The organism is Paenibacillus sp. FSL F4-0087 (genome assembly GCF_038020215.1).
Taxonomy (GTDB): domain Bacteria; phylum Bacillota; class Bacilli; order Paenibacillales; family Paenibacillaceae; genus Paenibacillus; species Paenibacillus taichungensis.
The window spans coordinates 4,862,988-4,883,870 of sequence record NZ_JBBODJ010000001.1; the positions used below are offsets into that span (position 1 = coordinate 4,862,988).

General features: G+C 44.7%; 25 protein-coding genes and 1 tRNA gene. 17 read left to right on the forward strand and 9 right to left on the reverse strand.

Annotation, left to right across the window (positions count from 1 at the left end; translation table 11 throughout):
* Window positions 1–123: 123 nt before the first annotated feature.
* A complete protein-coding gene (locus MHB84_RS22340; protein ID WP_076288176.1) occupies window positions 124–831 on the reverse strand; it encodes a helix-turn-helix domain-containing protein in 708 nt (235 codons plus the stop codon).
* A 246-nt stretch (window positions 832–1,077) separates the two neighbouring features.
* On the opposite strand from MHB84_RS22340, the gene MHB84_RS22345 reads away from it, so the two are divergent.
* The 5 genes from MHB84_RS22345 to MHB84_RS22365 all read left to right on the forward strand — a co-directional run bounded on the left by MHB84_RS22345 (window position 1,078) and on the right by MHB84_RS22365 (window position 4,771).
* On the forward strand, window positions 1,078–2,298 hold the full coding sequence (locus tag MHB84_RS22345; RefSeq protein ID WP_076288177.1) for a MalY/PatB family protein: 1,221 nt from the start codon (window positions 1,078–1,080) through the stop codon (window positions 2,296–2,298).
* A 232-nt stretch (window positions 2,299–2,530) separates the two neighbouring features.
* Window positions 2,531–3,199, forward strand: coding sequence for a uracil-DNA glycosylase (gene ung / locus MHB84_RS22350; RefSeq protein ID WP_076288306.1), 669 nt, complete (start codon window positions 2,531–2,533; stop codon window positions 3,197–3,199).
* Window positions 3,200–3,213: 14 nt separating this feature from the next.
* Entirely contained in the window at window positions 3,214–3,639 is a 426-nt protein-coding gene (locus MHB84_RS22355; RefSeq protein WP_125477324.1) for a hypothetical protein, read from the forward strand.
* Between the two features lie 317 nt (window positions 3,640–3,956).
* The gene (locus MHB84_RS22360; protein WP_076288178.1) at window positions 3,957–4,541 is read left to right on the forward strand and encodes an LOG family protein; all 585 of its coding nucleotides are present in this window, start codon (window positions 3,957–3,959) and stop codon (window positions 4,539–4,541) included.
* Window positions 4,542–4,639: 98 nt separating this feature from the next.
* The gene (locus MHB84_RS22365) at window positions 4,640–4,771 is read left to right on the forward strand and encodes a YjcZ family sporulation protein (RefSeq protein WP_211754062.1); all 132 of its coding nucleotides are present in this window, start codon (window positions 4,640–4,642) and stop codon (window positions 4,769–4,771) included.
* 172 nt (window positions 4,772–4,943) lie between these two features.
* Here MHB84_RS22365 and MHB84_RS22370 read toward each other — a convergent pair whose 3' ends face one another.
* A complete protein-coding gene (locus MHB84_RS22370) occupies window positions 4,944–5,276 on the reverse strand; it encodes a hypothetical protein (protein ID WP_076288179.1) in 333 nt (110 codons plus the stop codon).
* Between the two features lie 219 nt (window positions 5,277–5,495).
* Here MHB84_RS22370 and MHB84_RS22375 point away from each other — a divergent pair, with 219 nt between their 5' ends.
* The 4 genes from MHB84_RS22375 to MHB84_RS22390 all read left to right on the forward strand — a co-directional run bounded on the left by MHB84_RS22375 (window position 5,496) and on the right by MHB84_RS22390 (window position 10,322).
* Window positions 5,496–6,233, forward strand: a complete 738-nt coding sequence (locus MHB84_RS22375; protein WP_076288180.1) for a glycerophosphodiester phosphodiesterase — start codon at window positions 5,496–5,498, stop codon at window positions 6,231–6,233.
* A gap of 239 nt (window positions 6,234–6,472) precedes the next feature.
* A complete protein-coding gene (locus tag MHB84_RS22380; protein WP_063565538.1) occupies window positions 6,473–7,528 on the forward strand; it encodes a FecCD family ABC transporter permease in 1,056 nt (351 codons plus the stop codon).
* Window positions 7,529–7,530: 2 nt separating this feature from the next.
* The gene (locus tag MHB84_RS22385; RefSeq protein ID WP_024631187.1) at window positions 7,531–8,562 is read left to right on the forward strand and encodes a FecCD family ABC transporter permease; all 1,032 of its coding nucleotides are present in this window, start codon (window positions 7,531–7,533) and stop codon (window positions 8,560–8,562) included.
* A gap of 44 nt (window positions 8,563–8,606) precedes the next feature.
* Window positions 8,607–10,322 (forward strand): ABC transporter ATP-binding protein, encoded by a 1,716-nt coding sequence (locus MHB84_RS22390; RefSeq protein ID WP_076288181.1) that lies wholly within the window; start codon window positions 8,607–8,609, stop codon window positions 10,320–10,322.
* A 164-nt stretch (window positions 10,323–10,486) separates the two neighbouring features.
* Here MHB84_RS22390 and MHB84_RS22395 read toward each other — a convergent pair whose 3' ends face one another.
* Both MHB84_RS22395 and MHB84_RS22400 read right to left on the reverse strand, forming a co-directional pair.
* On the reverse strand, window positions 10,487–12,280 hold the full coding sequence (locus MHB84_RS22395; protein WP_083678796.1) for a helix-turn-helix domain-containing protein: 1,794 nt from the start codon (window positions 12,278–12,280) through the stop codon (window positions 10,487–10,489).
* 215 nt (window positions 12,281–12,495) lie between these two features.
* A complete protein-coding gene (locus tag MHB84_RS22400; RefSeq protein ID WP_076288183.1) occupies window positions 12,496–13,491 on the reverse strand; it encodes an ABC transporter substrate-binding protein in 996 nt (331 codons plus the stop codon).
* Between the two features lie 670 nt (window positions 13,492–14,161).
* On the opposite strand from MHB84_RS22400, the gene MHB84_RS22405 reads away from it, so the two are divergent.
* From MHB84_RS22405 to MHB84_RS22415, 3 genes are all read left to right on the forward strand, one after another.
* On the forward strand, window positions 14,162–14,653 hold the full coding sequence (locus MHB84_RS22405) for a DUF3221 domain-containing protein (RefSeq protein WP_341143063.1): 492 nt from the start codon (window positions 14,162–14,164) through the stop codon (window positions 14,651–14,653).
* A gap of 41 nt (window positions 14,654–14,694) precedes the next feature.
* Window positions 14,695–15,081 (forward strand): DUF5071 domain-containing protein, encoded by a 387-nt coding sequence (locus tag MHB84_RS22410; RefSeq protein ID WP_076288186.1) that lies wholly within the window; start codon window positions 14,695–14,697, stop codon window positions 15,079–15,081.
* Between the two features lie 170 nt (window positions 15,082–15,251).
* Complete coding sequence (locus MHB84_RS22415; RefSeq protein ID WP_341143064.1) at window positions 15,252–16,256, forward strand: VanZ family protein; 1,005 nt, start codon at window positions 15,252–15,254, stop codon at window positions 16,254–16,256.
* A gap of 111 nt (window positions 16,257–16,367) precedes the next feature.
* Here the strand turns inward: MHB84_RS22415 and MHB84_RS22420 are convergent, their stop codons facing one another.
* Window positions 16,368–17,270, reverse strand: coding sequence for a manganese catalase family protein (locus MHB84_RS22420; protein WP_076288188.1), 903 nt, complete (start codon window positions 17,268–17,270; stop codon window positions 16,368–16,370).
* 229 nt (window positions 17,271–17,499) lie between these two features.
* On the opposite strand from MHB84_RS22420, the gene MHB84_RS22425 reads away from it, so the two are divergent.
* The 4 genes from MHB84_RS22425 to MHB84_RS22440 all read left to right on the forward strand — a co-directional run bounded on the left by MHB84_RS22425 (window position 17,500) and on the right by MHB84_RS22440 (window position 18,827).
* The gene (locus MHB84_RS22425; RefSeq protein WP_076288189.1) at window positions 17,500–17,796 is read left to right on the forward strand and encodes a hypothetical protein; all 297 of its coding nucleotides are present in this window, start codon (window positions 17,500–17,502) and stop codon (window positions 17,794–17,796) included.
* Between the two features lie 54 nt (window positions 17,797–17,850).
* Window positions 17,851–18,171 (forward strand): DUF3889 domain-containing protein, encoded by a 321-nt coding sequence (locus tag MHB84_RS22430; RefSeq protein ID WP_076288190.1) that lies wholly within the window; start codon window positions 17,851–17,853, stop codon window positions 18,169–18,171.
* Window positions 18,172–18,339: 168 nt separating this feature from the next.
* Window positions 18,340–18,552: a hypothetical protein gene (locus MHB84_RS22435; RefSeq protein WP_076288191.1), complete on the forward strand. Its 213-nt coding sequence runs from the start codon at window positions 18,340–18,342 to the stop codon at window positions 18,550–18,552.
* Complete coding sequence (locus MHB84_RS22440; RefSeq protein WP_076288192.1) at window positions 18,546–18,827, forward strand: hypothetical protein; 282 nt, start codon at window positions 18,546–18,548, stop codon at window positions 18,825–18,827. Before MHB84_RS22435 ends, MHB84_RS22440 begins: the two co-directional genes overlap by 7 nt.
* A gap of 61 nt (window positions 18,828–18,888) precedes the next feature.
* Here the strand turns inward: MHB84_RS22440 and MHB84_RS22445 are convergent, their stop codons facing one another.
* The 3 genes from MHB84_RS22445 to MHB84_RS22455 form a co-directional block, all read right to left on the reverse strand.
* Window positions 18,889–19,125 (reverse strand): DUF3892 domain-containing protein, encoded by a 237-nt coding sequence (locus MHB84_RS22445; RefSeq protein WP_076288193.1) that lies wholly within the window; start codon window positions 19,123–19,125, stop codon window positions 18,889–18,891.
* A 110-nt stretch (window positions 19,126–19,235) separates the two neighbouring features.
* On the reverse strand, window positions 19,236–19,679 hold the full coding sequence (locus MHB84_RS22450; RefSeq protein WP_076288307.1) for a GNAT family N-acetyltransferase: 444 nt from the start codon (window positions 19,677–19,679) through the stop codon (window positions 19,236–19,238).
* A 236-nt stretch (window positions 19,680–19,915) separates the two neighbouring features.
* Entirely contained in the window at window positions 19,916–20,170 is a 255-nt protein-coding gene (locus MHB84_RS22455; protein ID WP_076288194.1) for a hypothetical protein, read from the reverse strand.
* 144 nt (window positions 20,171–20,314) lie between these two features.
* On the opposite strand from MHB84_RS22455, the gene MHB84_RS22460 reads away from it, so the two are divergent.
* Window positions 20,315–20,387 (forward strand) — tRNA-Val (locus tag MHB84_RS22460).
* Between the two features lie 135 nt (window positions 20,388–20,522).
* On the opposite strand, the gene MHB84_RS22465 is transcribed toward MHB84_RS22460, so the two are convergent.
* Entirely contained in the window at window positions 20,523–20,858 is a 336-nt protein-coding gene (locus MHB84_RS22465) for a winged helix-turn-helix transcriptional regulator (protein WP_076288195.1), read from the reverse strand.
* Window positions 20,859–20,883 lie beyond the last annotated feature (25 nt).

Below are 20,883 nucleotides of genomic sequence, written 5' to 3' on the forward strand. Positions count from 1 at the left end.
GTAATAAACATCTGATCCCAAAGGGCGCTTTTATGAGCTGTAATAGCTTGTAACTGCCGCCCTTTTCTTGTTATACAGGGGGTTCTGTCCAATCCACTCTGATGAATCAGCTTCTGTTGAGGTTTAGGTAACGGCGAGCATATTATAGATCTTTAACGTGCGCAGATCTTCCTTAGACATTTTCAGTTCGTTATATAACTCATGGTTCTCAGGCAAGGGTGTTCGAGAGAATAGCATTTTCAAAGCGATGGGCATAAAGGGACGGAAGGAAACGCCTGCCATCAACCCCCACTTTTTCTCGGATTCCTGAAAAGATGCCAGGATGTTAATATACAGATTCTCCAGCGGTGTAGCCTGATTTTTCAGAATCAGCGTGGTGAGTGTGTCGTAATGCTCGGTGTGGCCCCAATACATATTTTCGCATTCTTGGTAATTTTCAAAATTCTTGACGTTCATATACATCACGGTTCGATAACGATTCGCGTCCGACTGTGCCATCATGTCAATGACACAACGAATGAGGCTGTTATTGCGCCCGTCATAAAAATACGAATAAAACCGCGTGGAATTTTTGAAAAAGCTGGACGGTACCGTATTCATAAGAGGAGAGGCTTGCTTGGGCTCGATATACAGCAGCTGCTCCACCTGAATGTTCAATGAATCAGCAATTTGATGCAGCGTAACCACATCAAGTGTAATATCACCGCTCTCATATTTGGACAGAGTAGCTTTACTTTTGTGAATCTGATCCGCCAGCTGCTGGACCGTTAACCCTTTCCATTTGCGAAAATTACGGATTTTTTTGCCGACTTCTTTGTTGATGGTGTTCATATCGGATCTCCTTCTTTTAAGTTTCTTAAGAATATGAGAAAAGGTGAAACCCCTTGGTAAAATCAATCTATACGAAAAATATAACACTTTTTTCATGAAAATACCTATTCAGAAGAAACATTAAAATCAATTTGTTTCTTCTGAATAGATTGTATTGCGTTTGATGGAACTTCTGAGCCATGAAATAATGTATCTATAGAACCTCATCCCAGGATGGAGAACAGAGAGAAAGAGGCGCAGAAGGCTATGAAATATGATTTTGATGAGATTATTGATCGCACAGGAACCAATGCCATGAATACGGATGGTTTCCGTCAATATATTTTTAATGCAACAGAAGATATGAAATTTCCCTTTAAGGATGAAGAGTTTATTCGCATGTGGATTGCAGATATGGAGTTTGCCACACCTCCCGAAATACGGGAAGCAGTTAAAGAACGTTTGGACCGGAAAATTATGGGGTACTCCCAGGTGTTCGATCCGGCATACTACGAAGCTGTCTCCAACTGGATGAACAGATACTACGACTGGTCTTTTCCCAAGGAGTATCTGGAGACATCACATGGGATCATTCCTGCTCTATATGAATTAGTTGAATATATTTGCAAACCGAATGAAAAGGTGTTGATTGTGACACCCTCCTATGGTTATTTTAAATCGGCTGCAGAGCATAATCATCTTGAACTAGTTTGCTCAGATTTGATCAACGAGCAGGGACATTATTCAATAGACTTTGCAGATTTTGAAGCCAAAGCCAGTGATGAACAAGTCACGTTATGTATTTTTTGCAATCCCCATAATCCGTCTGGACGCGTATGGTCAACAGAAGAGTTACAACGTGTGGGTGAGATCTGTCTGAACCATAACGTGTGGGTAATATCGGATGAAATTCACTGTGATTTGCTGCGTACAGGTAAGAAGCATACACCTCTTGCCAAGCTGTTCCCGGATACGGATCGAATCATTACCTGTATGTCTCCAAGCAAAACGTTCAACATGGCGGGCCTAATGTTCTCCAACGTGATTATTGCAAATGAAGGACTTCGAACGATCTGGCAGAAACGGCATTATGGATTCAAAAATCCGCTGAGCATTGCTGCAACACAAGCGGCTTACGAACATGGCGACGAATGGCTGAAACAGCTGAAAACGTATCTCGATGGCAATTTTGCCTTTGTGGATCAATATGTGAAGCGTTATCTGCCACAGGCAGTCTTTCGTGTTCCGGAGGCTACGTATCTGGCATGGATTGATATTACGGCATACATCCCCTCAAATGTAAACCTGCCTTTATTTTTCGCTGAACAAGCGGGGGTATTACTTGAAGATGGGCATATGTTTGTAGCTAATGGAGGCGGGTGTATCCGTCTAAACTTGGCATGTCCGCGTTCGGTTCTTGAAGAGGGACTTAGAAGAATAAGCACTCTATTGGTCAATAAAGATGAAGGCGTACCCGTTCAAGTCTGAATAGTACAGAATCAATGCGCATCAATTTGCAGCGTTAGGTATTCCATTGTCACTCTGAAGTAACGTTAGTTATACAGGTAACCTATCCCCTGATGTACACTTCTGGTCTGCTGTCCCCGGTTATGTTAAAATGGTGGATAGTCTATGAGTCGTAGGATGCGGCTCACGCAGGTGGCAGTTCGTTATGTGGACTGCACGGATATGTATTCATCAGGGAAAGGAGCCTTTACATATGTTTGAAAATGATTGGGACACGGTACTTCAGGAAGAGACTGAAGCCGAGTATTTCAACAACATTCGTTATGCACTCGCCGCCGAGTACAAAACACAGACCATCTTTCCACCCAAGGAAGATTTGTTCTCGGCTCTTAAACTGACCCCGTATCATAAGGTCAAGGCCGTTATAATCGGTCAGGACCCTTATCACGGAGCAGGTCAAGCTCAAGGATTAAGTTTCTCGGTCAGACCGGGGGTGCGCATTCCTCCTTCTTTGAAAAATATATATAAGGAGCTTCACGCGGATCTGGGTCTGCCGATTCCGAATCACGGATCGTTGGTTCATTGGGCAGAGCAGGGCGTGCTGCTGCTTAATGCGGTTCTGACGGTAAGGGAAGGACAGCCAAACTCCCATCAGGGACTGGGATGGCAGACGTTTACAGACGCTGTTATCCGGGCATTGAATGAACGTTCAGAACCGATGGTATTTATGCTTTGGGGCAGTCATGCCCAGAAGAAAGGGGCATTCATTAACCGGGATAAACACCTGGTGTTGGAGTCTACGCATCCAAGTCCGCTTGCAGCACATCGTGGTTTCCTGGGCAGTCGTCCTTTTTCCAAAGCCAATGAATTTTTGACCTCCAAAGGTATTGAACCGATTGATTGGACGATACCGGAAAACTAGACAAACGGGGGGCGATGGCATTGCGACATTGGGTAGGACGGAAAGTAGCCGTATATCGTGCAACCGGCATACGAGAGCCACTGAAAGGAACGCTGGTCGAGTGGGATGAAGAAGCGGATTGTGTACGAATCGGACCCAAGCGGATCAAGGTATCGTTCGACAATATCGCAATGATCCGGCCTCTGCCTGAAGAGAGCCTTCCCTTGAAAAAAGCGCGATCCGAGGTGCATAAGGTTGGATATGTGATGAAAAAGGCCGTGCAATTTGAAAATGCCATCTATTTCAAATCACAGGTTATGATTTGGCGTCGTGCCAAAATTGTAGCATTATCCACCACGATTATACGTCATGATGATGATCAGGTTGAGCTTGCAGACGGCCGGATACTTCGCAAGGACAAGCATATGTTTGTGGTACGCTCACGGCGTGGAATACGATAAGTCCATTGATATTTAATATTCATTTCATGCAAAGATCATATGGATTTAATGTTCGACCTTTATAGTAAACAGTAACAACCCCTTCTAAATGATGTGTACTAATTATGGGAGCCCGGCCGGCTGCAAACGGTCGGGTGTTTTTTTGTCTATTGGTTCTGTTAACCTGTTGTACATACCCATAACATTCATGTTATATATTATTAAAATAGATAAATTGAACTAAATATTTATACGAGAACGTAGAGAGTGTCATCGAAGTGGCAAGTGTAAATATTCTTAAGTTCAATCTAAAAGATCATGAGAAGGAGTGAAACCCATTGAAACGTATATGTGTTTTTGCAGGCTCCAACCCGGGAAATCACCCCGATTATACACAGCAGGCTATTAAATTGGGTAAACAGATCGCCGATAATGGGTACGCACTCGTCTATGGCGGTTCATGTATGGGATTAATGGGTGCAGTCGCGGATGCTGCTCTGGAGCAAGGTGGAGAAGTAATTGGTGTCATGCCAACTGGATTGTTCCGAGGAGAGGTCGTACATGGAGGTCTTACGCAGCTGATTGAAGTGGGAACGATGCATGAACGCAAGGCAACGATGGCTGAACTATCCGACGGATTTGTGGCTCTTCCTGGTGGTATGGGTACATTTGAAGAACTATTTGAGGTTCTTTGCTGGGCACAAATTGGCATTCATCGTAAACCCGTCGGTTTGTTAAATGTAAACGGATATTATGAGCCGTTGATGAAAATGGTTGAGCACAGCGTGCATGAAGGATTCTCCAATACTTCACATCTCAGTCTATGGAGTCTTGAATCTGATCCGGCTGAACTGTTGAACCGGATGTCCTCCTATATTCCGGCACAATTGACCCAGAAGTGGTCTCAGCTTCAGGATAAGTAACTACCCGCTCCAACGGAAAACTTTCCGATGTGCCCAAGCAAGTTCCCTCTCCAAACATAGTCTATAGTGTACTTTCTTAAAAGAGGGGAGTGTCACTCATGAGCGAAATCAAAGGCACAGGTTACGGTTACGGATACGGCGGCTTTGGCGGTGGAGCATGGACATCAACAGGCGCGATTCTGGTGTTGTTCATCCTGCTCGTTATCATCTCTCGTACATTCGTACTGTAATTCGGTCAGCCATTCCGGGACAGTGACATAGTTGCTGAAGCAATGCCCGGTGAAGAAATGGCCTTTCCAAAGAGACGTCGGTACGGTCGGCGTCTCAGGGGAACGGTTTTTTTGTCTGCAAAAAAAGAACTCCGCCTCTAGGGAAAAGAGAGACAGAGCAGGGCAAGAGAGGTTAGACCGTTACCACAGTATCACCCGGCAAACTGAGTGTTCTCCAGGCAATGTATAGTCCAATAGCAGCCGCAATAAGAGCAAGGATGGCAGCGATAAAAGCCAACTTATCCAGTTGACTCTGTTCATTAATAACAGATGATTGATTACTTGTTTTGTCGGGAACAGACAGCCCTCGAACGGATGCCTTTTTCATGTATTGGCGTGGTCCGGGGGGCGTTCTTGTTTTGCTGCTGGGTTTGCCGGATCTGCTTTTGGCAGAAATTCTGGGTAAGGGAGCTTTTTTGGAGGAAGATTGGGAAGATACAGATCTATTCTTCGTTAGGGGTTTCAATGAACGACCTCCTTACAGCGGAGTGCAGTTGTCTATGACTGATACTATATTATGTCTGCGTTACAGATTGAGTTCACAAAATGAGTGAATCCCCAGCCCCCAAGATGTTGCCCTATACACGGACAGAGCATACAATTAAACGCTCTGTTAATACAGGTATGACAAACTGCGTTTATAGTGATAATCATAGAGTTAATGTTGAACTCAGGAGGCGCTGGAATGAAAAGATTTGAAAATATTGCCCATAGGGGAGCATCCGCCGTATGTCCCGAGAATACGATGGTGGCCTTTGAACGCAGCTTGCAGCTTGGAGCAACAGGCATTGAAACAGATGTCCAGCTTTCCAGTGATGGTAGACTTGTACTGATACATGATGAGACGTTAAGTCGCACTGCTGGAGCAGAAGGCTGGGTCAAGGATAAATCAATTGAAGAATTGCGTACTCTTGACGCAGGAGCTTGGTTCCGTGCCGATTTTGCTGGAGAACGCATTCCATCTTTGGAAGAATTATTTGATCTGGTTCGGGGAAAAGACATTTTACTTAACCTGGAATTGAAAAATGGTATTGTTAGTTATAAAGGAATGGAAGAAAAGTTGATACAAGCGATTCGGGATTGGGACATGGAACAACAGGTTATTCTGTCCAGCTTCAATCATGCTTCGTTAGTGAGATGCAAACGTCTTGCCCCGGAAATTCGCACAGCAATTCTATATATGGAAAAGCTGTACCGCCCATATGATTATGCGGCCAAACTGGAAGCTTCTGCTCTGCATCCCTATAAGCTGGCTGTAACACAAGAAGAAGTTGCTGCTGCACTGGCTCAGGAAATTGCAACACATCCGTTCACGGTGAATGATCCTGCCCAGATGCAGGAACTGATCGACATGGGTGTAATGGGAATCATTACGGATGTGCCTGATGTCTTGGCAGCATTGATTGCGGTGCATAGTCGTTAATTCATTTTAATAACCAAGGTGCTGCATTGGAGTTCTTATACTCCATGCAGCTTTTTTTAGTACAAAAATTCATTTATGCAATAAACATGTCCCATTTGTCCATTGCCAGCGACAGTTAGTTGACATACAATGGTCTATGGGAATGAGAATCAATATCAATATCAGTTTTGTATTAATAGAGAGGTGAATGTTATGTACATAGGATTTGTCTACACCACTCATAACAAGGGTGGGGGCATATGAGTTCGAAAGTTTCACCGGCAAGTCAACCTACGGAATCACCGACAGCCAAAATCCACACTCGTCCCTGGGCTGCCACATTGATCCTGACCGGGGGGATTCTGCTGCTCGCGCTGGGTATGGCGTTATCCATTTCGTTTGGGGCCGCAGATATTAAGCTGGGCGTTGTATGGGAGGCCATTTTCAACTTTAATCCTGAACTGACTCCGCATCAGATCATATGGGAGATTCGGTTACCACGTATTCTTGGCGGAGCGATGGTCGGTGCCTGCTTCGCTGTAGCCGGTGCGATTATGCAGGGGATGACCCGAAACCCGCTGGCAGATTCCGGTTTGCTCGGACTGAATGCTGGCGCGGGATTTGCGCTTGCTGTCTGCTTTGCCTTTTTCCCAGGCATGCCATATATGTATATCATTCTGTACTCCTTCGTTGGTGCAGGACTTGGGGTTCTGTTGGTCTACGGTTTCGGTGCAGCTTCTAAATCCGGACTTACACCTCTCCGGCTCGTTCTGGCGGGGGCGGCAGTGTCTGCGATGTTATCAGCACTCAGTGAAGGGATTGCACTGTATTTCAAAATTGGACAAGACCTCGCTTTCTGGACAGCTGGCGGTGTAGCCGGGACGAAGTGGTCCCAGTTAGAGGTCATGTTCCCTTGGGTTTTGGCGGCGCTTATTGCAGGGATTATTATCTCTCGTTCCATTACGCTGCTTAGCTTGGGAGAAGATATCGCCGTTGGATTGGGTCAACGTACTGGCTTGATCAAGCTGGTTGGTCTGATTGTTGTACTGATCCTCGCGGGTACAGCCGTGTCCGTGGTGGGTGCTGTTGGTTTTGTAGGTCTTATCATTCCCCATCTCACACGTAAATTGGTTGGGGTCGATTATCGCTGGATTATTCCATGTTCCGCAGTGATGGGCAGTCTGCTGCTCGTATTCGCGGATCTGGCTGCACGTATGATTAACCCGCCATATGAGACGCCAATTGGCGCCTTGGTTGCCCTAATTGGGGTACCTTTCTTCCTCTATCTGGCGCGTAAAGAAAGGAGGACTCTGTAACGATGGAATCCTCAACTCTGGTTGGAGCAGAACGCAAAAAGAGAACAAAAAGCACCATTGTCATGATTGTGCTTGGTGCGTTGATTATTACGGCTTTTATTATCAGTATGAATACAGGGTTCACTCGGCTTTCTCCGCTTGAGGTTATGCGGACCTTGTTTGGCGGTGGGACTGCTAAGCAGGAACTGATCTTGTTTGAATTCCGTTTGCCGCGTATCGTCATTTCAGTTCTGGTTGGTGCGGGACTTGCGCTATCCGGTTGTATTCTACAGGGGGTATCCCGAAATCCTCTGGCTGATCCAGGAATTCTCGGTATCAACGCTGGAGCCGGATTGGTTGTTATGTTGTTTGTTTCCTTCTTCCCGACAACAACGGCGGCTCCCGTATTTTTGCTGCCAATCCTGGCTCTGATCGGTGCAACGTTTGCTGCATTTTTGATTTATGTGCTCTCTTACAAAAAGGGAGAAGGTCTCATGCCTACGCGCATGTTGCTTACAGGGATTGGTGTAGCGGCAGGAATCAGCTCAGCCATGATCGTACTAACACTTCGGCTCAGTCCGGAGAAGTATCAATTTGTGGCCACCTGGATGGCAGGTAGCATCTGGGGTTCCAACTGGAAATTCGTAACGGCGTTGTTGCCGTTTCTCATTGTCCTTGTGCCGCTTGTTCTGTATAAAGCCCGTGTGCTCAATGTACTGAACCTGGGTGATCAAACAGCGAGTGGTCTCGGCGCACCGGTGGAGCGTGAAAGACTGATCCTGCTGGCTGCTGCCGTGGGACTGGCCGGATCATGCGTATCCGTCAGTGGCGGCATTGGTTTTGTGGGTCTAATCGGCCCACACCTGGCACGTCGTCTCGTGGGACCAAAACATCAGTTCCTTTTGCCTGCATCTGCATTAGTCGGATCATTGCTCGTGCTTGTTGCAGATACGCTGGGACGCGTAATTTTGCAGCCTTCAGAGATTCCAGCAGGTATTCTGGTTGCCATCATTGGTGCCCCGTACTTCCTGTATCTCTTGAGCAAAACGAAATAGAAAGCAATCATGTGGTATGGTTGCTATAAGGAGGGCTTCAGTCCATGCTTCGCCGTTTCTTTGCCTATTACAGGCCTTACAAAAAGCTGTTCATTCTGGACTTTAGCTGCGCGATTTTCGTAGCTCTGCTGGAACTAGCCTTTCCGCTGGCAGTTAATAGAGTCGTGGATGACCTTTTGCCAGGGGGACGCTGGGACTGGATATTATGGGCATGTCTTGCCCTGCTCGCGATCTATCTATTAAACTCGTTCCTCAACTTTGTTGTTACATACTGGGGACATAAACTTGGTATTAACATCGAGACCGATATGCGTAAAGCGCTCTTTAATCACGTACAGAAGTTATCATTCCGTTTCTTTGACAATACCAAAACCGGACACTTAGTCTCTCGTATGACCAATGACCTCATGGATATTGGCGAGATTGCCCATCATGGTCCGGAGGATGTATTTATCGCAGTAATGACGCTGATCGGTGCATTCAGCATCATGATGAGCATTAACGGAAATCTGGCCGTGTTAACATTTATCATCGTGCCGCTCATTATTTATCTATCCTTGTATTTTGGCAGCAAGATGTCCAAGGCATTTAGCCGAATGTTCGGGGATATAGCAGATTTCAATGCACGTGTAGAAAACAATGTAAGTGGTATTCGCGTGGTTCAGGCTTTTGCTAATGAAGAGCATGAAAAAGCACAATTCGCTGTAAACAACAGCCGTTTCCGTCAGACCAAACTGATCGCGTACAAAATCATGGCCTGGAACTCTTCCATCAGTTATATGCTGATGAAGCTGGTATCCCTCTTTGTGCTGGTATGTGGCACATGGTTTGTCATTAATGGCAGTATGAGCTACGGTCAATTTATTGCATTTATTATGCTGTCCAATGTGTTTCTGACACCTATTCAGAAGATCAACTCCGTTATTGAGACGTATCCAAAAGGGATTGCAGGTTTCAAACGTTATACGGAATTGCTCGATATGGCGCCGGACGTTGAAGATCGACCAGGTGCCACTACAGTATCTCATCTGCGTGGAGATATCCGATATGAGCAGGTGACCTTTGGCTATTCGGACCAGGAGCCTGTTCTTAAAGGGATTGATCTGAATATTCAAGCCGGCGAAACAGTGGCCCTTGTAGGACCATCCGGTGCAGGGAAAACAACGCTGTGCAGTCTGCTGCCTCGTTTCTATGATGTGCTGGAAGGTCGCATCACGATCGATGGTCAGGAGATTCAAGACATGACGCTGGATTCATTGCGCAGTCAGATCGGAATTGTTCAGCAGGACGTGTTCCTGTTCGATGGAACAGTTCGTGAGAATATTGCGTATGGCAAGCTGGATGCAACAGAAGAAGAAATCTGGATGGCAGCTCGTCGTGCACAGATGGAAACACTGATCACTTCCATGCCGGAAGGAATGGATACGTTAATTGGTGAACGCGGTGTGAAACTGTCCGGCGGACAGAAACAGCGTTTGTCCATTGCGCGTATGTTCCTGAAAAATCCTCCGATTCTAATTTTGGACGAAGCTACATCTGCATTGGATACGGAGACAGAAGCGGCGATCCAGCAATCCCTTGCGGAATTGTCCGAAGGACGGACTACCCTGGTTATTGCCCACAGATTGGCTACGATCAAAAATGCGGATCGCATTATTGTTGTTGCCGAACAGGGAATCACGGAGCAGGGCAGACATGAGGAGTTGCTTCAAGCGGGTGGAGTATACAGCCGTCTGCATTATGCACAGTTTGGTGCCTGAACGTAACTGAGCGTTTGTGGAAGCAATATAAGAAAGCTGTATATAAATTAAAAATTAACGCCTTCATCTACTCATTATCCTGAGTAAGCGAAGGCGTTTTTTTTTTGTATTTTTTTATATCACGTTATGCCTGTTGGCGGGAGCAGCAAATTACGTTTACGTATCTAAGTTAGTGGATGCTTTAAAATACGTGGCATGACTTTGAGCAAACGATCTCTGGTGATTGGGTCATCGAAGTTCCATTTTGCGTTTGTCGTATACGTGTGTGCACGGACTGAGGCAGGTAAATCAGCCCAGCTGGTCTGTTCGAGAAGTTGTCGCAGATGGGCGTCATGACGACGGGGGCTGGAGGTTAATACGAAAAGGCGGTCACCTGCATAATCAGCAAGTTCATGCTTCTGAATTTGGAGAAACCGAACCTGGTTCTTCATCAGTGAGGCCACTCTCTCGGGAGGGGTGAACCCAAGAGGATGATAGAGTGTTAGTGGAAATCCCTGAATCCCCATGACATACCATTCTCCTTCCAAATCAAGCAGTACAGTGGCTGATTCTTCCGTTCCGGTTTTTCTGCCCAGCCGTCTCCACATCTGTTCGTGTTTCTCTTCATAATGAGCAATCCATTGTTCCGCTCTCTGCTCTTCACCCACGTGCTTCGCAATACAGCGCAGCTGCTCGGCGGTATTACTTGCAGGATTAATCGTTAGTGTTGGCGCCACCTGTTCAAGCAATTCTTTCATCGCATCTGATCGATGCTCATAGATAATAAGGTCAGGCTCCAGACCTGCAATAACCGAAGCACTGTTGATCACACCGACATCTTCAATCAGCTGTAATTGATTCCGGTACACGACTTGATGACGGATAATGGTGAGCTCTGCGCCAACAGGTCGAATGCCCAGTGTCAGTATGTGTCCGACCATACTGCCCATTGTGACAATTTTGGGAGAGTGTGATGTCGATTTGGATGGCACAAGCACAAGGTGATCAGCAACGGGTTGAGTCGATGGAAAGGATGGAACAGCTGCATGCTCTGAGTCAGATGGTGCCTGTACGGGAGGAGCAGGCCATAGGTTTTCCGAGCGAGTGTCAGGAGAAGTTATAGATGCGTTCCAGGTGGATATAAAACTTCTGTCGCTGCGATGCTGACGAACATATTGTTTGGGTGAACATCCCGTCATCTGGCTGAATCGCCGATTGAAATAGTACTCATCGCTGAACCCTACACTGCGAGCGATCTCTCGTAAAGGATCATCTGTACGCATCAACAGGGTTTTGGCCTGTTCGATTCGTAACCGGGTAATATAGTCCAGCGGTTTATACCCCGTTATGCTCTGGAAGCGTGAACTATATTGTGAACGTGCCATACCGGCTTGTGTTGCAAGTTGTTCAACTGTAAGTGATTCGGTATAATGTTGCCCGATATATTGAATGGTGGCACGCACCGATTCATCCGGATGGGGATTTTTGCGAACGGTCTGGGCGTTTTCCAGCAAAAGCACGATCAATTCCTGTACAATAATCTGTTGTCTGAACTGTTGCAGCTCATCTGATGTGTACTCTTCCAATCCAGCATGTTGTTCAAGCAAATGAACATATTGAGCGAACGGCCGAATAGGAATCGGTTGCCCGTAAGGAAAAAGACTGTTCAAAGCAGTTGCTGGTTGATTGCAGCCTCTGGCAAATACGTCAAAAGAGATATGGATTCCGTCTAACTGTTCGTCGCCGGTTAATTGAATCCGAGTCCGGGGATGCAGGAGCAAGGTGGTTCCCTTTTTGACGGGCACAGGGATGTCCTGTATATATAAAGTTCCTTTTCCCGATGTAAACGAGAGCAGAGAATGCTTTTCAAAAACGGAGGAGTTGTTTGATGTCGGCAGATTGCTGAGCAAATGGGATCGAGAGTTGGCATAGGATAGAGACAGAAGTTCCGAAGTATTCTGGGCCGGTCGTCTCAACACGGAATCCTCTTTTCATGGCGTATTTATTGAGAATAGTTATCAATTATAGTTGATTGTATATAAAGAATCGTTTTTTTTCAATGGCAAATAACCGGAGGGCTCCTGTGTCCAGGGAATGCTCCGGTCATAAGTGGAGGGCAATAGTATTTCTGCAGTTCATGCTGCTGTGGAAAATGATTTATCCAGAGGAACATCACGCTTCGGGAATGGTTGTGTTATTTACCTAGTATTGAAGGCAGCTCGTCCATCAGTCGTTCTTTGGTAATTGGATCATCAAAGTTCCATTTGGTATTAAGATAGTAGACTTTATTATTTTTGACAGCCGGGATGGACTTCCAGATATCGGTCGTCATGATGGAGTCACTGTTATTCCGCTCTTCCTCTGACAGATCCGTGAGCACAAACAAGTATTCTCCTGCAAATTCCGGCAGCAGCTCGCTGGAGATATTGGCAAATGGTTCATTTTTATCAATCAGGGATTCTTTTACTTTGGGAGCAGGGGTAAACTGCAATGTATCATACACCGTTTCGGCAAGTGCGCTGTTGCCCATTACGTACATGTCTTTGCCAAGCTGGAGAAAGACGGATGCGGTAACACCTGTGGGCAAATCAAGCTGATTGCGTACTTGCTCGAATTGCTCTGCATAGGTTTCGATCCAGTCCTCGGCGGCCTGCTCTTTCCCCAGAATGTCACCGAAGACTTTCACACGTTCATTGGTTGACAGACGGTCATAGGTTACTGTCGGAGCAATCTTCGACAACAAGGTATATTGGTTCTCTTCATAATAACTGCCGCCAGCATCCAACAGGATCAAATCAGGACTTAGTGAAGTGATTTTCTCCAAATCACCTTGCAAGTCGCCTACATCTTCAATGCCATCCAGTAATTCGGGATACGCGATCTGGTCACCAATGATCCCCAGGGCCGCTCCTACAGGTTTAACATCCAGGGCGAGCAAGTCTCCAAGATCACTGCCTGTGAAAATAATGCGTTTGGCGTTAACCGGAATCTCTACCGTGTGGCCCAGGGAGTCGGTGTAACTTTTGGTTTCACTTTGTCCGGACTCCGCTTGAGTAGAGGTGGTAGACTCACCTGATTTTGCTTCAGCGGTTGTAGTGGATGGTTCTGCTTGGCTACCACAGGCTGATAACAGTGCTCCAATCAGGGTAATCATGAGTGTAAGGGTACCGAGCTTACGTGTTGCTTTCATCGTTTGGGTTCCTCCCGTAACTGGTTACTTATTGGATAATGATAATCATTATCAATTTAGTTCGAATGTGATCAGTTTATCGAAAGCGGGATGGCAGTACAATGGACAAACAGGCGGAAAACCTTTGTACAAAAATAAGGGGAATTTGAAGGAGAGGAGACAAAAGCTATGTTGTACATTTTCATAACCTGGCTAATATTGATTTTAATGTTGATTATACTGGCTAAAGGCATCCAAAAGAATTCCAAGGATAGAGAGGGATCTGTTAAACGTTGGGGCGGATGGTTAATCGGACTTTTTATTTTAGGTAGCGTCCCATTGGGGTATGCATTATATACGGAGTTACGAGGGGGATATATAGGAGCCAACATTGGATTGGGACTGGCTTTGTTTTTGACATGGGGATACTGTGCTCTCTTGTTATGCGTTGCATTAGTGATCTGGGGAAGGTATGGGTATAAGCAGTACAGAAAGAAGTGATTTTGTTGCCCTCATGTTTATGATAAACGTAAGTTTGCATGCAACTATAAGCATATATTGAACGTTGAAATTAGAAATAGGTTTAAATAAGGGGGATTTACATATGTCCCATCTTCGTCAAGTACTGATATCGCTCTCAATCCTAATCGTATGCCTTACTGGATGTTCAAGACATATCGATTGTAATTCAGTGCAAACTCAAGCGAATACACCAAGTGAAGATGGATTCACTGGTTATGTGGTTGCCCGCGATGGCAATTCTATTCTAGTGGTTGATCCTGCATATGAAGACTTCGGTGCGAACAAAGGAGAAAGTCGGTATTATCCGGCAAAATGGTTCTCCAATGCGCCTAATCCGCAGATCGGCTCCTATGTTGAGATTTGGACGGATGGCAGCCCGGAAAATCAGCCCTATCCCGGGCAGGCCAGAGCGGAAACGATTGCTGTATCTTGCCCGGCCAATCCAGATGGAGCTCATATGAGTGAGGAGGATGCCATCCGGGCTGGATTGTACTCATCAGACGGAGAGCAAGTACGTATTCCTGTAATTGAGAATGTTGATTTCGATAAGCATATAGGAACATGGACCATTCGTATGCGAGATGCAATGTCAACGACGGATACTCAGGATCAGATTGAAGTAAAAGTAGAAGACATTGAGCCAGTATCGGAGCAGGAGTAAGGATCTAGGAATTCAATGTTGGATGAAAAGAGGAGATAGGTCTGAATGTTAGAGAATGGCTTCCCCGCGACAAACATGATTATGAAGCGGTGCGTAAGTTAAGTGAATTAAGTAATGAAGAGTTGAGAGATATCATTCCTGAGCTTATGGAGTGGTTGCAAGATGGGAATTGGCCCATTGCCAGATCCGTAGAAGATTTACTTTTAAGATTTGGAGAAGAACTTATTCCTCATATTCAAAATGTATTTAAAACCAAAGATCCACAGTGGGAATATTTTATGCTTACTGGTTTAATCAGAAGATTGCCTTCGCGATATCTAATAGTAATAAAGGATGATTTGGAAAGAATTTTGAAAAATCCTACAAAAAGTGAGATGCTTGAAGAATTGGATGAGGTTATAATACCACTACTGAATAAAATACAATAACAAGCAATGTAATTTTGTGATTCAGAAAAGTTCATACGAAGCAGCAGTGCAAACAACCTTGAACGGCACAACCTCTCAGGGTTACCAAGAAATCAAGGAGCAACGTGAGTCCTGCAGATTGTAGCGTGGAATGATTTGATGATGTGGAAGTTTATTGAAAAAAAGAAGGTGTGATTTTTATTTTGTATCAAGGAAAGTCAAGAAAATTCATCATCACATTTTTATCTTTGTATACTTGTTTAACATTGTATTTCTTATTCCTGGGCTTCGATAGAAGCTCGGCCAGTCCTGATCAGGGCTGGCGATACAGCTTAACCCCTGAAGGAATTCCTTTACATTTTCCAATGGGGAGAGATTTTAAGATATGGTTTTTTGAAATGGGGAACTTTGTAGCATTCATCCCCTTCGGGATGGTCATTCCGCTCCTCTTTCGCTGTGGGTTTATTCGCTTTATCAGCATATTCATTCTCTGTATTACGATGTTAGAGACATTGCAAATGATTTCTCGTTTAGGTGCGTTTGATATAGACGATATCCTGATTAATACTATAGGGGCTGCCGTTGGATATGGAGCACAGCGGATAGTAAAGCATCATCGGAATACATTAAAAGGACTTATTCGAATCTTCCTGACAGCGATTATTTTTTCAATAGGTACGATCACTGTTGTTGGCGGCCTCAATCATTATTTAGATAACGTTGACGGAAAAAGTGTTGCACTGAATGAAATTGTTTCGAGCGATGGGGCTGTAGTATGGGATGAAGAACTCTCCAGTTTTACAGTAGGCCAAACCAATGTCGAGCCTCAAATCAATCTGTACAGTAGAGAAAAACAAAAAACGAATGAGTTTTCATATCTCTTAAATCAAAAATACAAAAATATGAAAGGTTATTTCGCTATACCGGACGATGTTGTCCGAAGAGCAAGCCATGAGACTATAACAATAAGCTTTATCGCCGATGGCACAGAAATTTATTCTTTGGTTGTATCAGCAAACAGTGGGGAGAACCATCCTGACTCTTTTCAAACTCCGTTAAAGGGAGTTAATGAACTGACTATAAAAGTAATATCCGATGGTTCAAATCCGGTGACCAATATAGTGATGTGGGACATTACACTGACAGAGTCAAACACAGGGCAAAAGTTCATCAACAGCATTAAATCCATGTTTTAATATATCAATAATAGCCCTCGATCCTGCCACTGAAGCAGCAAGATCCGAGGGCTTAATCCATTTTCATGCCATATCAACAACAACTAATACATCCACTACAATAAAGCTTCCTTAATCCGCAATATTTCCTGCCATCTTCAGACGACGTGCAATTTCCTGAAAGTCTTCCTGCGAAATACCTGGTGCGAATTCTTCTTCCACTGCAGGAGCTTCCGGAATCGGGTATCCTTCAGGGACGCCTTGAATGACTTCCAGCGGTTGTCCATCTTCAGGGTGTGTCCCTTTCCAGATCTGACTGATCGCAGTAAAGTCTTTATCACTATAGGTATACAGCTTGGTGTGTAGGCCTTTTTCTTCGTATTTCCACGCTTCGTTAAAGGATTTGTTGCTCAGGGATGGAATCGGCACCAATTTGGTTACATTCACTCCGGTTGCGATTTCAAGCGCTTTAGCATAAGCGACCACATGCACACCACCACGTACCAGCAAATAGCCAACAACTGCCCGGGCTGCAGGGTGATCGGTCATTTCATAAACTTTCATTTTATGTGTACGTGCTCCGCATTCGAGGAAAAAGTTATGCAATAGATCTTCAACCAGATTACCGCTGTTGAAGACATTGGCTCCTGTCCAGGGATTGCCCATGGAGTCGAAAGGCATTGCTCCCTGTGCGCCAGCCAGGAAATGATAGGAGAGACGCGCATCCTTCACGGAACCAAGTGGTGTATCGTCAGGCTCTTTGTACTCAGTGGAACCTCTGAGGCATTTGTTAATGCCATGAGACACAAGCTCTACATGACCCAATTCTTCGGCGGTGATACTCATCACCAGATCGTAGAAGGGTTTCAATTTTTCTTTGGAACGAAAATTAAACGATTGATAGAGGTAATTGTTCAACGTTGACATCTCTCCGAATTTACCACCCAGCAATTCTTGTATCGCTGCCGCTGCATTCGGGTCCGGTCTCTCGACATTGGGGATTTCAATTGCGATTTCATCCATACGTTTGAACATTCGGGTGTAACCTCCTCGAAATGATTGCTCAGAATAATGAAGTGATGCTGTCATGGCCTATTACACGTTTATCGAATACGCTAAACCCATAATTTTGCAAATGAGGCTTAAGGCGTATGTAATTGAGTCTACATTTGTTATTTCCAATCCCGTGTTATTTATGTACAATCAGGACGAATGAAGTTAAGTATGGTAGTCATTATCTGAATTAATGAAGGAGAAACTGAGAGTGCGCAAAAGTTGGATTATGGTGGGATGGGGTGTCCTCCTGCTTGTCGTTTTTGGATGTAGCGATGTGACGGCAGCATATGCAAATTATTCGAGTGAGTTGGATCAACAAAGAAAAGACAAGCTGATAGAAAAGTACGGTTTGGAAAAGCCGGAAGATCCACCACCGCGAAATCTTTTATTGGATGGTGACTGGGGGATAAGCTTCAAATCACCAATAGAACGGTATAAGATGGCGATCAGTACGATTCAATCGATCCAGCAACCGATTACGTTTATCATTCGTCTACTGGTGTAAAATAAACTTCTACAGGGCAGGCTAACGTAAACATTGCCCCAAGGAGTGAATGAAATGAGAATGCTCATCGTAGCCCTAATGACAGTGGTACTAAGTTTAAGTGGACTAACAACCAGTTCAGCAACTGCGATTCCGGATTATGCGAAGTGGGGAATCATTGCAGTGAAAGAAACACAAACCAAGTACAACGTGGACATTTTGGATTACAAACATATTGGCCGCACTTCGTTAACAGCAGACCAGTCCCGTGAACAGTTCAAGTTATGGGTACGTAATAAAGACGGTAAACAATTTGCTGTATTTGTGAATGTTGATTTTAACCCGTCTACCCAGCAGCTGAAAAAAGTACAATTCACGGAATCGGATCGACGTTAAACTGAAGATGATCTGCATAGCAAGGCAGGATAGGAACCAGACTTCCCTATGAAAGGGAGTGAGTCTGGTTTTTTTATTTCAAAAAATCCTTTTTTTAGTTATTGAATAAAGAACTTATGTTCGCATATAATAATAAAACAAACACATGTTCTTATTGGAGGGATGATTATGCTAGGGAAATATATTGGTCAGATGGTGGAGCTCGTCTACATGGATCGTGCAGGGCATATTACACAGCGGCAGATTCGAATCAACAGTGTACGGGAAGGGAAGATTAGAGCATCCGCAGGAAAAGAGGGGTCACCCCGAACATTTCTGGAACAAGGTATTCTGGCATGGCGTCCCGTACTCCATAAGGAAGGGAAGGAAGAAATATGCTGAATGATTTTGAACGCAAAATTTTGCGTATAATTGTGAATTATGCAGGCCAACGGCGCAGAGTGCCACGAATGGATGAGCTGGAGAATAAGACGGGAAGAAGCAAGGCGTTCATTCATGAGTCACTGCTGGAGCTTGAGCGCAGGCAGCATATTGTATGGGAGAACAAGTCTACGCTCGAAGGTATACTCATTTTGCAAGCATGGGAGCAGGCACCACAACCCATTCGCAAAAGCCAGCCTGCTGGCGATGCCGTGAAATATTTTACCGAATATTAAAACGTAAAAAACGCCAACCCGGAATGCCGGATTGGCGCCTTGTTAGGCATCGTAACATCTATTAGAAGATAGGAAGTTGATCAAGGTTATTGGTTGGGTCGCCGTCTGCGTCGCCGCGAATGTACATTTCGCCGTCTTTGCCTTTAAAGACGTTCACACCTGCAATTGCTCCTGCTTTTACTTCTGCCAGTGCCTGTTGGTAATCCAGCACACGTCCAGATGAAGTTTGGAACGCAGTCAGATCGCCGTCACCATTTTTTTGAACTGCTGTGAAGCTTTCGCGTGTCGTTTGATCCATGATGTCACACTCTCCTTATCTGACCAAATAGGAATCTGGTTACCTCTTTAGCCTGTCCGGATCAAAAAAAAGTATGCATAACATAACTTCATATCGCACGCAGAGGATATCTACAAGCTCTTTTGCATACGAACATGCAGAATGTCTGCATCATAAAAAGGCTCTTCCGAAATCACTTCATATCCGAGCTTTTCATAGAACTTCTGCGCCTGGCATTGCGCGTCCAAAACAGAGTAGGCTAATCCCAATTCACGTGCCCGTTCTTCCATGGCTAACAGCAACACACGTCCATAACCGAACGCACGATGAGATTTGAGTACAGCGATGCGCTGCATCTTGGCGGTATCCTTGGTGTAATAGATCAGGCGCCCCGTGGCTACAGCCTGTCCATCTTTACTCAACAATACGTGATGCACATCAGGACTGATAATATCATATTGATCGATCTCAATGTCAGCAGGCACCTGCTGCTCGATTACAAAAACATTATTACGAATATCCAGTGCTTTCTGGAGTTGTTCTTCAGTTGTTACATAACTAATCTCAGCTGCCAATTCCATACCTTCTTTCTGCTCTACGCTATCAGACTGAATTATACAAAAAAATGCTTTTCCTGTATAGTTAAGTCTGGAACATACTGGGAGAGGAGGTGCGAACCATGGGTATGGCGGGAGTGATGGCAATCACACTTTTGATGTCGGCCGGAATGATTGCTTTGTTATATTATGTGACCAAGAAGGCATATTCCAAAAAGTGGGACGAAGATGAGTGAAATGCGACTTAATGCTCCTCAGGGTAAGACTTCAACATTGCCTTGTGGGGAGTAAACGTCATGCACAACAGACTTGGAATACACATCCAGCCAAACGGGCAGGTCATCATTAACCTCATTGGGTACTTTCAACTGTTGGAATTGTACAGTGTGTTCATCCCGTTCCAAACTACAACCGACAGAAACGTATATTAATGCAACAAGCGCAATCAGACAGGCTAAGTTTTTGGCTATGATAAATAAACGCAGTTTACGTTCTTTCATGTTCCTCATATGGAAGTCACCTCGTCATCAAAATGGTAATCTTTCCTTTATTGTGCACCAATTCGAATAAAATATTACCAATATAACGATTGACAATGAACACGGTTACTTGGTATGATACTGTTACTTGATTGGAAAACAATTAGATATCATGATCTGTTAGCTCAGCTGGGAGAGCACTATCTTGACAGGGTAGGGGTCAGTGGTTCGAGCCCACTACAGATCATAACAAAAAGTCCTTGCGCAGCAAGGGCTTTTTTCTTTTGTCTAGTTTTTTGAGATGACATGATGAAGCCTTGGGGGACAATTGGGGGACGAAAATTAGAAGAAATAAGCTATATCCTTCGCTGCGCTATGTTCACTAACTCTTCTGCAAATCAGCAAGATTCTGTTTACCCCAATCGCAGAGAATTTCCAGCACAGGCATCAGCGTTAATCCTTCACGAGACAAAGAGTATTCTACTTTTGGCGGTAATTGTGGATACTCTGTACGGATAATTAATTGGTCGGCCTCTAATTCTTTCAGCTGAGAGCTTAGCATTTTATGCGTAATGCCTTCCAAGGCTCTTTTCAATTCTCCATATCGCAATGTTTCTTTTTTCCATAACCAAAACAAGATATGCATTTTCCATTTTCCGCCGATCAAGGACATGGCATGTGAAAATGGTTTAACGTTTACTTCCTCAGCAGTTTCCATATTCCACTCTCCTTTTAGATAGTAT

What these genes read in the sequence shown, in the direction of transcription:
- MHB84_RS22420 (WP_076288188.1), bottom strand. Translation starts at nt 17,270, where the DNA reads ATGTTCAAACGTATGGATGAAATCGCAATTGAAATCCCCAATGTCGAG.
- MHB84_RS22380 (WP_063565538.1), top strand. Translation starts at nt 6,473, where the DNA reads ATGAGTTCGAAAGTTTCACCGGCAAGTCAACCTACGGAATCACCGACA.
- MHB84_RS22365 (WP_211754062.1), top strand. Translation starts at nt 4,640, where the DNA reads ATGAGCGAAATCAAAGGCACAGGTTACGGTTACGGATACGGCGGCTTT.
- ung (WP_076288306.1), top strand. Translation starts at nt 2,531, where the DNA reads ATGTTTGAAAATGATTGGGACACGGTACTTCAGGAAGAGACTGAAGCC.
- MHB84_RS22355 (WP_125477324.1), top strand. Translation starts at nt 3,214, where the DNA reads ATGGCATTGCGACATTGGGTAGGACGGAAAGTAGCCGTATATCGTGCA.
- MHB84_RS22445 (WP_076288193.1), bottom strand. Translation starts at nt 19,125, where the DNA reads ATGGATCAAACGACACGCGAAAGCTTCACAGCAGTTCAAAAAAATGGT.
- MHB84_RS22465 (WP_076288195.1), bottom strand. Translation starts at nt 20,858, where the DNA reads ATGGAAACTGCTGAGGAAGTAAACGTTAAACCATTTTCACATGCCATG.
- MHB84_RS22340 (WP_076288176.1), bottom strand. Translation starts at nt 831, where the DNA reads ATGAACACCATCAACAAAGAAGTCGGCAAAAAAATCCGTAATTTTCGC.
- MHB84_RS22385 (WP_024631187.1), top strand. Translation starts at nt 7,531, where the DNA reads ATGGAATCCTCAACTCTGGTTGGAGCAGAACGCAAAAAGAGAACAAAA.
- MHB84_RS22440 (WP_076288192.1), top strand. Translation starts at nt 18,546, where the DNA reads ATGCTGAATGATTTTGAACGCAAAATTTTGCGTATAATTGTGAATTAT.
- MHB84_RS22430 (WP_076288190.1), top strand. Translation starts at nt 17,851, where the DNA reads ATGAGAATGCTCATCGTAGCCCTAATGACAGTGGTACTAAGTTTAAGT.
- MHB84_RS22455 (WP_076288194.1), bottom strand. Translation starts at nt 20,170, where the DNA reads ATGAGGAACATGAAAGAACGTAAACTGCGTTTATTTATCATAGCCAAA.
- MHB84_RS22345 (WP_076288177.1), top strand. Translation starts at nt 1,078, where the DNA reads ATGAAATATGATTTTGATGAGATTATTGATCGCACAGGAACCAATGCC.
- MHB84_RS22375 (WP_076288180.1), top strand. Translation starts at nt 5,496, where the DNA reads ATGAAAAGATTTGAAAATATTGCCCATAGGGGAGCATCCGCCGTATGT.
- MHB84_RS22435 (WP_076288191.1), top strand. Translation starts at nt 18,340, where the DNA reads ATGCTAGGGAAATATATTGGTCAGATGGTGGAGCTCGTCTACATGGAT.
- MHB84_RS22390 (WP_076288181.1), top strand. Translation starts at nt 8,607, where the DNA reads ATGCTTCGCCGTTTCTTTGCCTATTACAGGCCTTACAAAAAGCTGTTC.
- MHB84_RS22400 (WP_076288183.1), bottom strand. Translation starts at nt 13,491, where the DNA reads ATGAAAGCAACACGTAAGCTCGGTACCCTTACACTCATGATTACCCTG.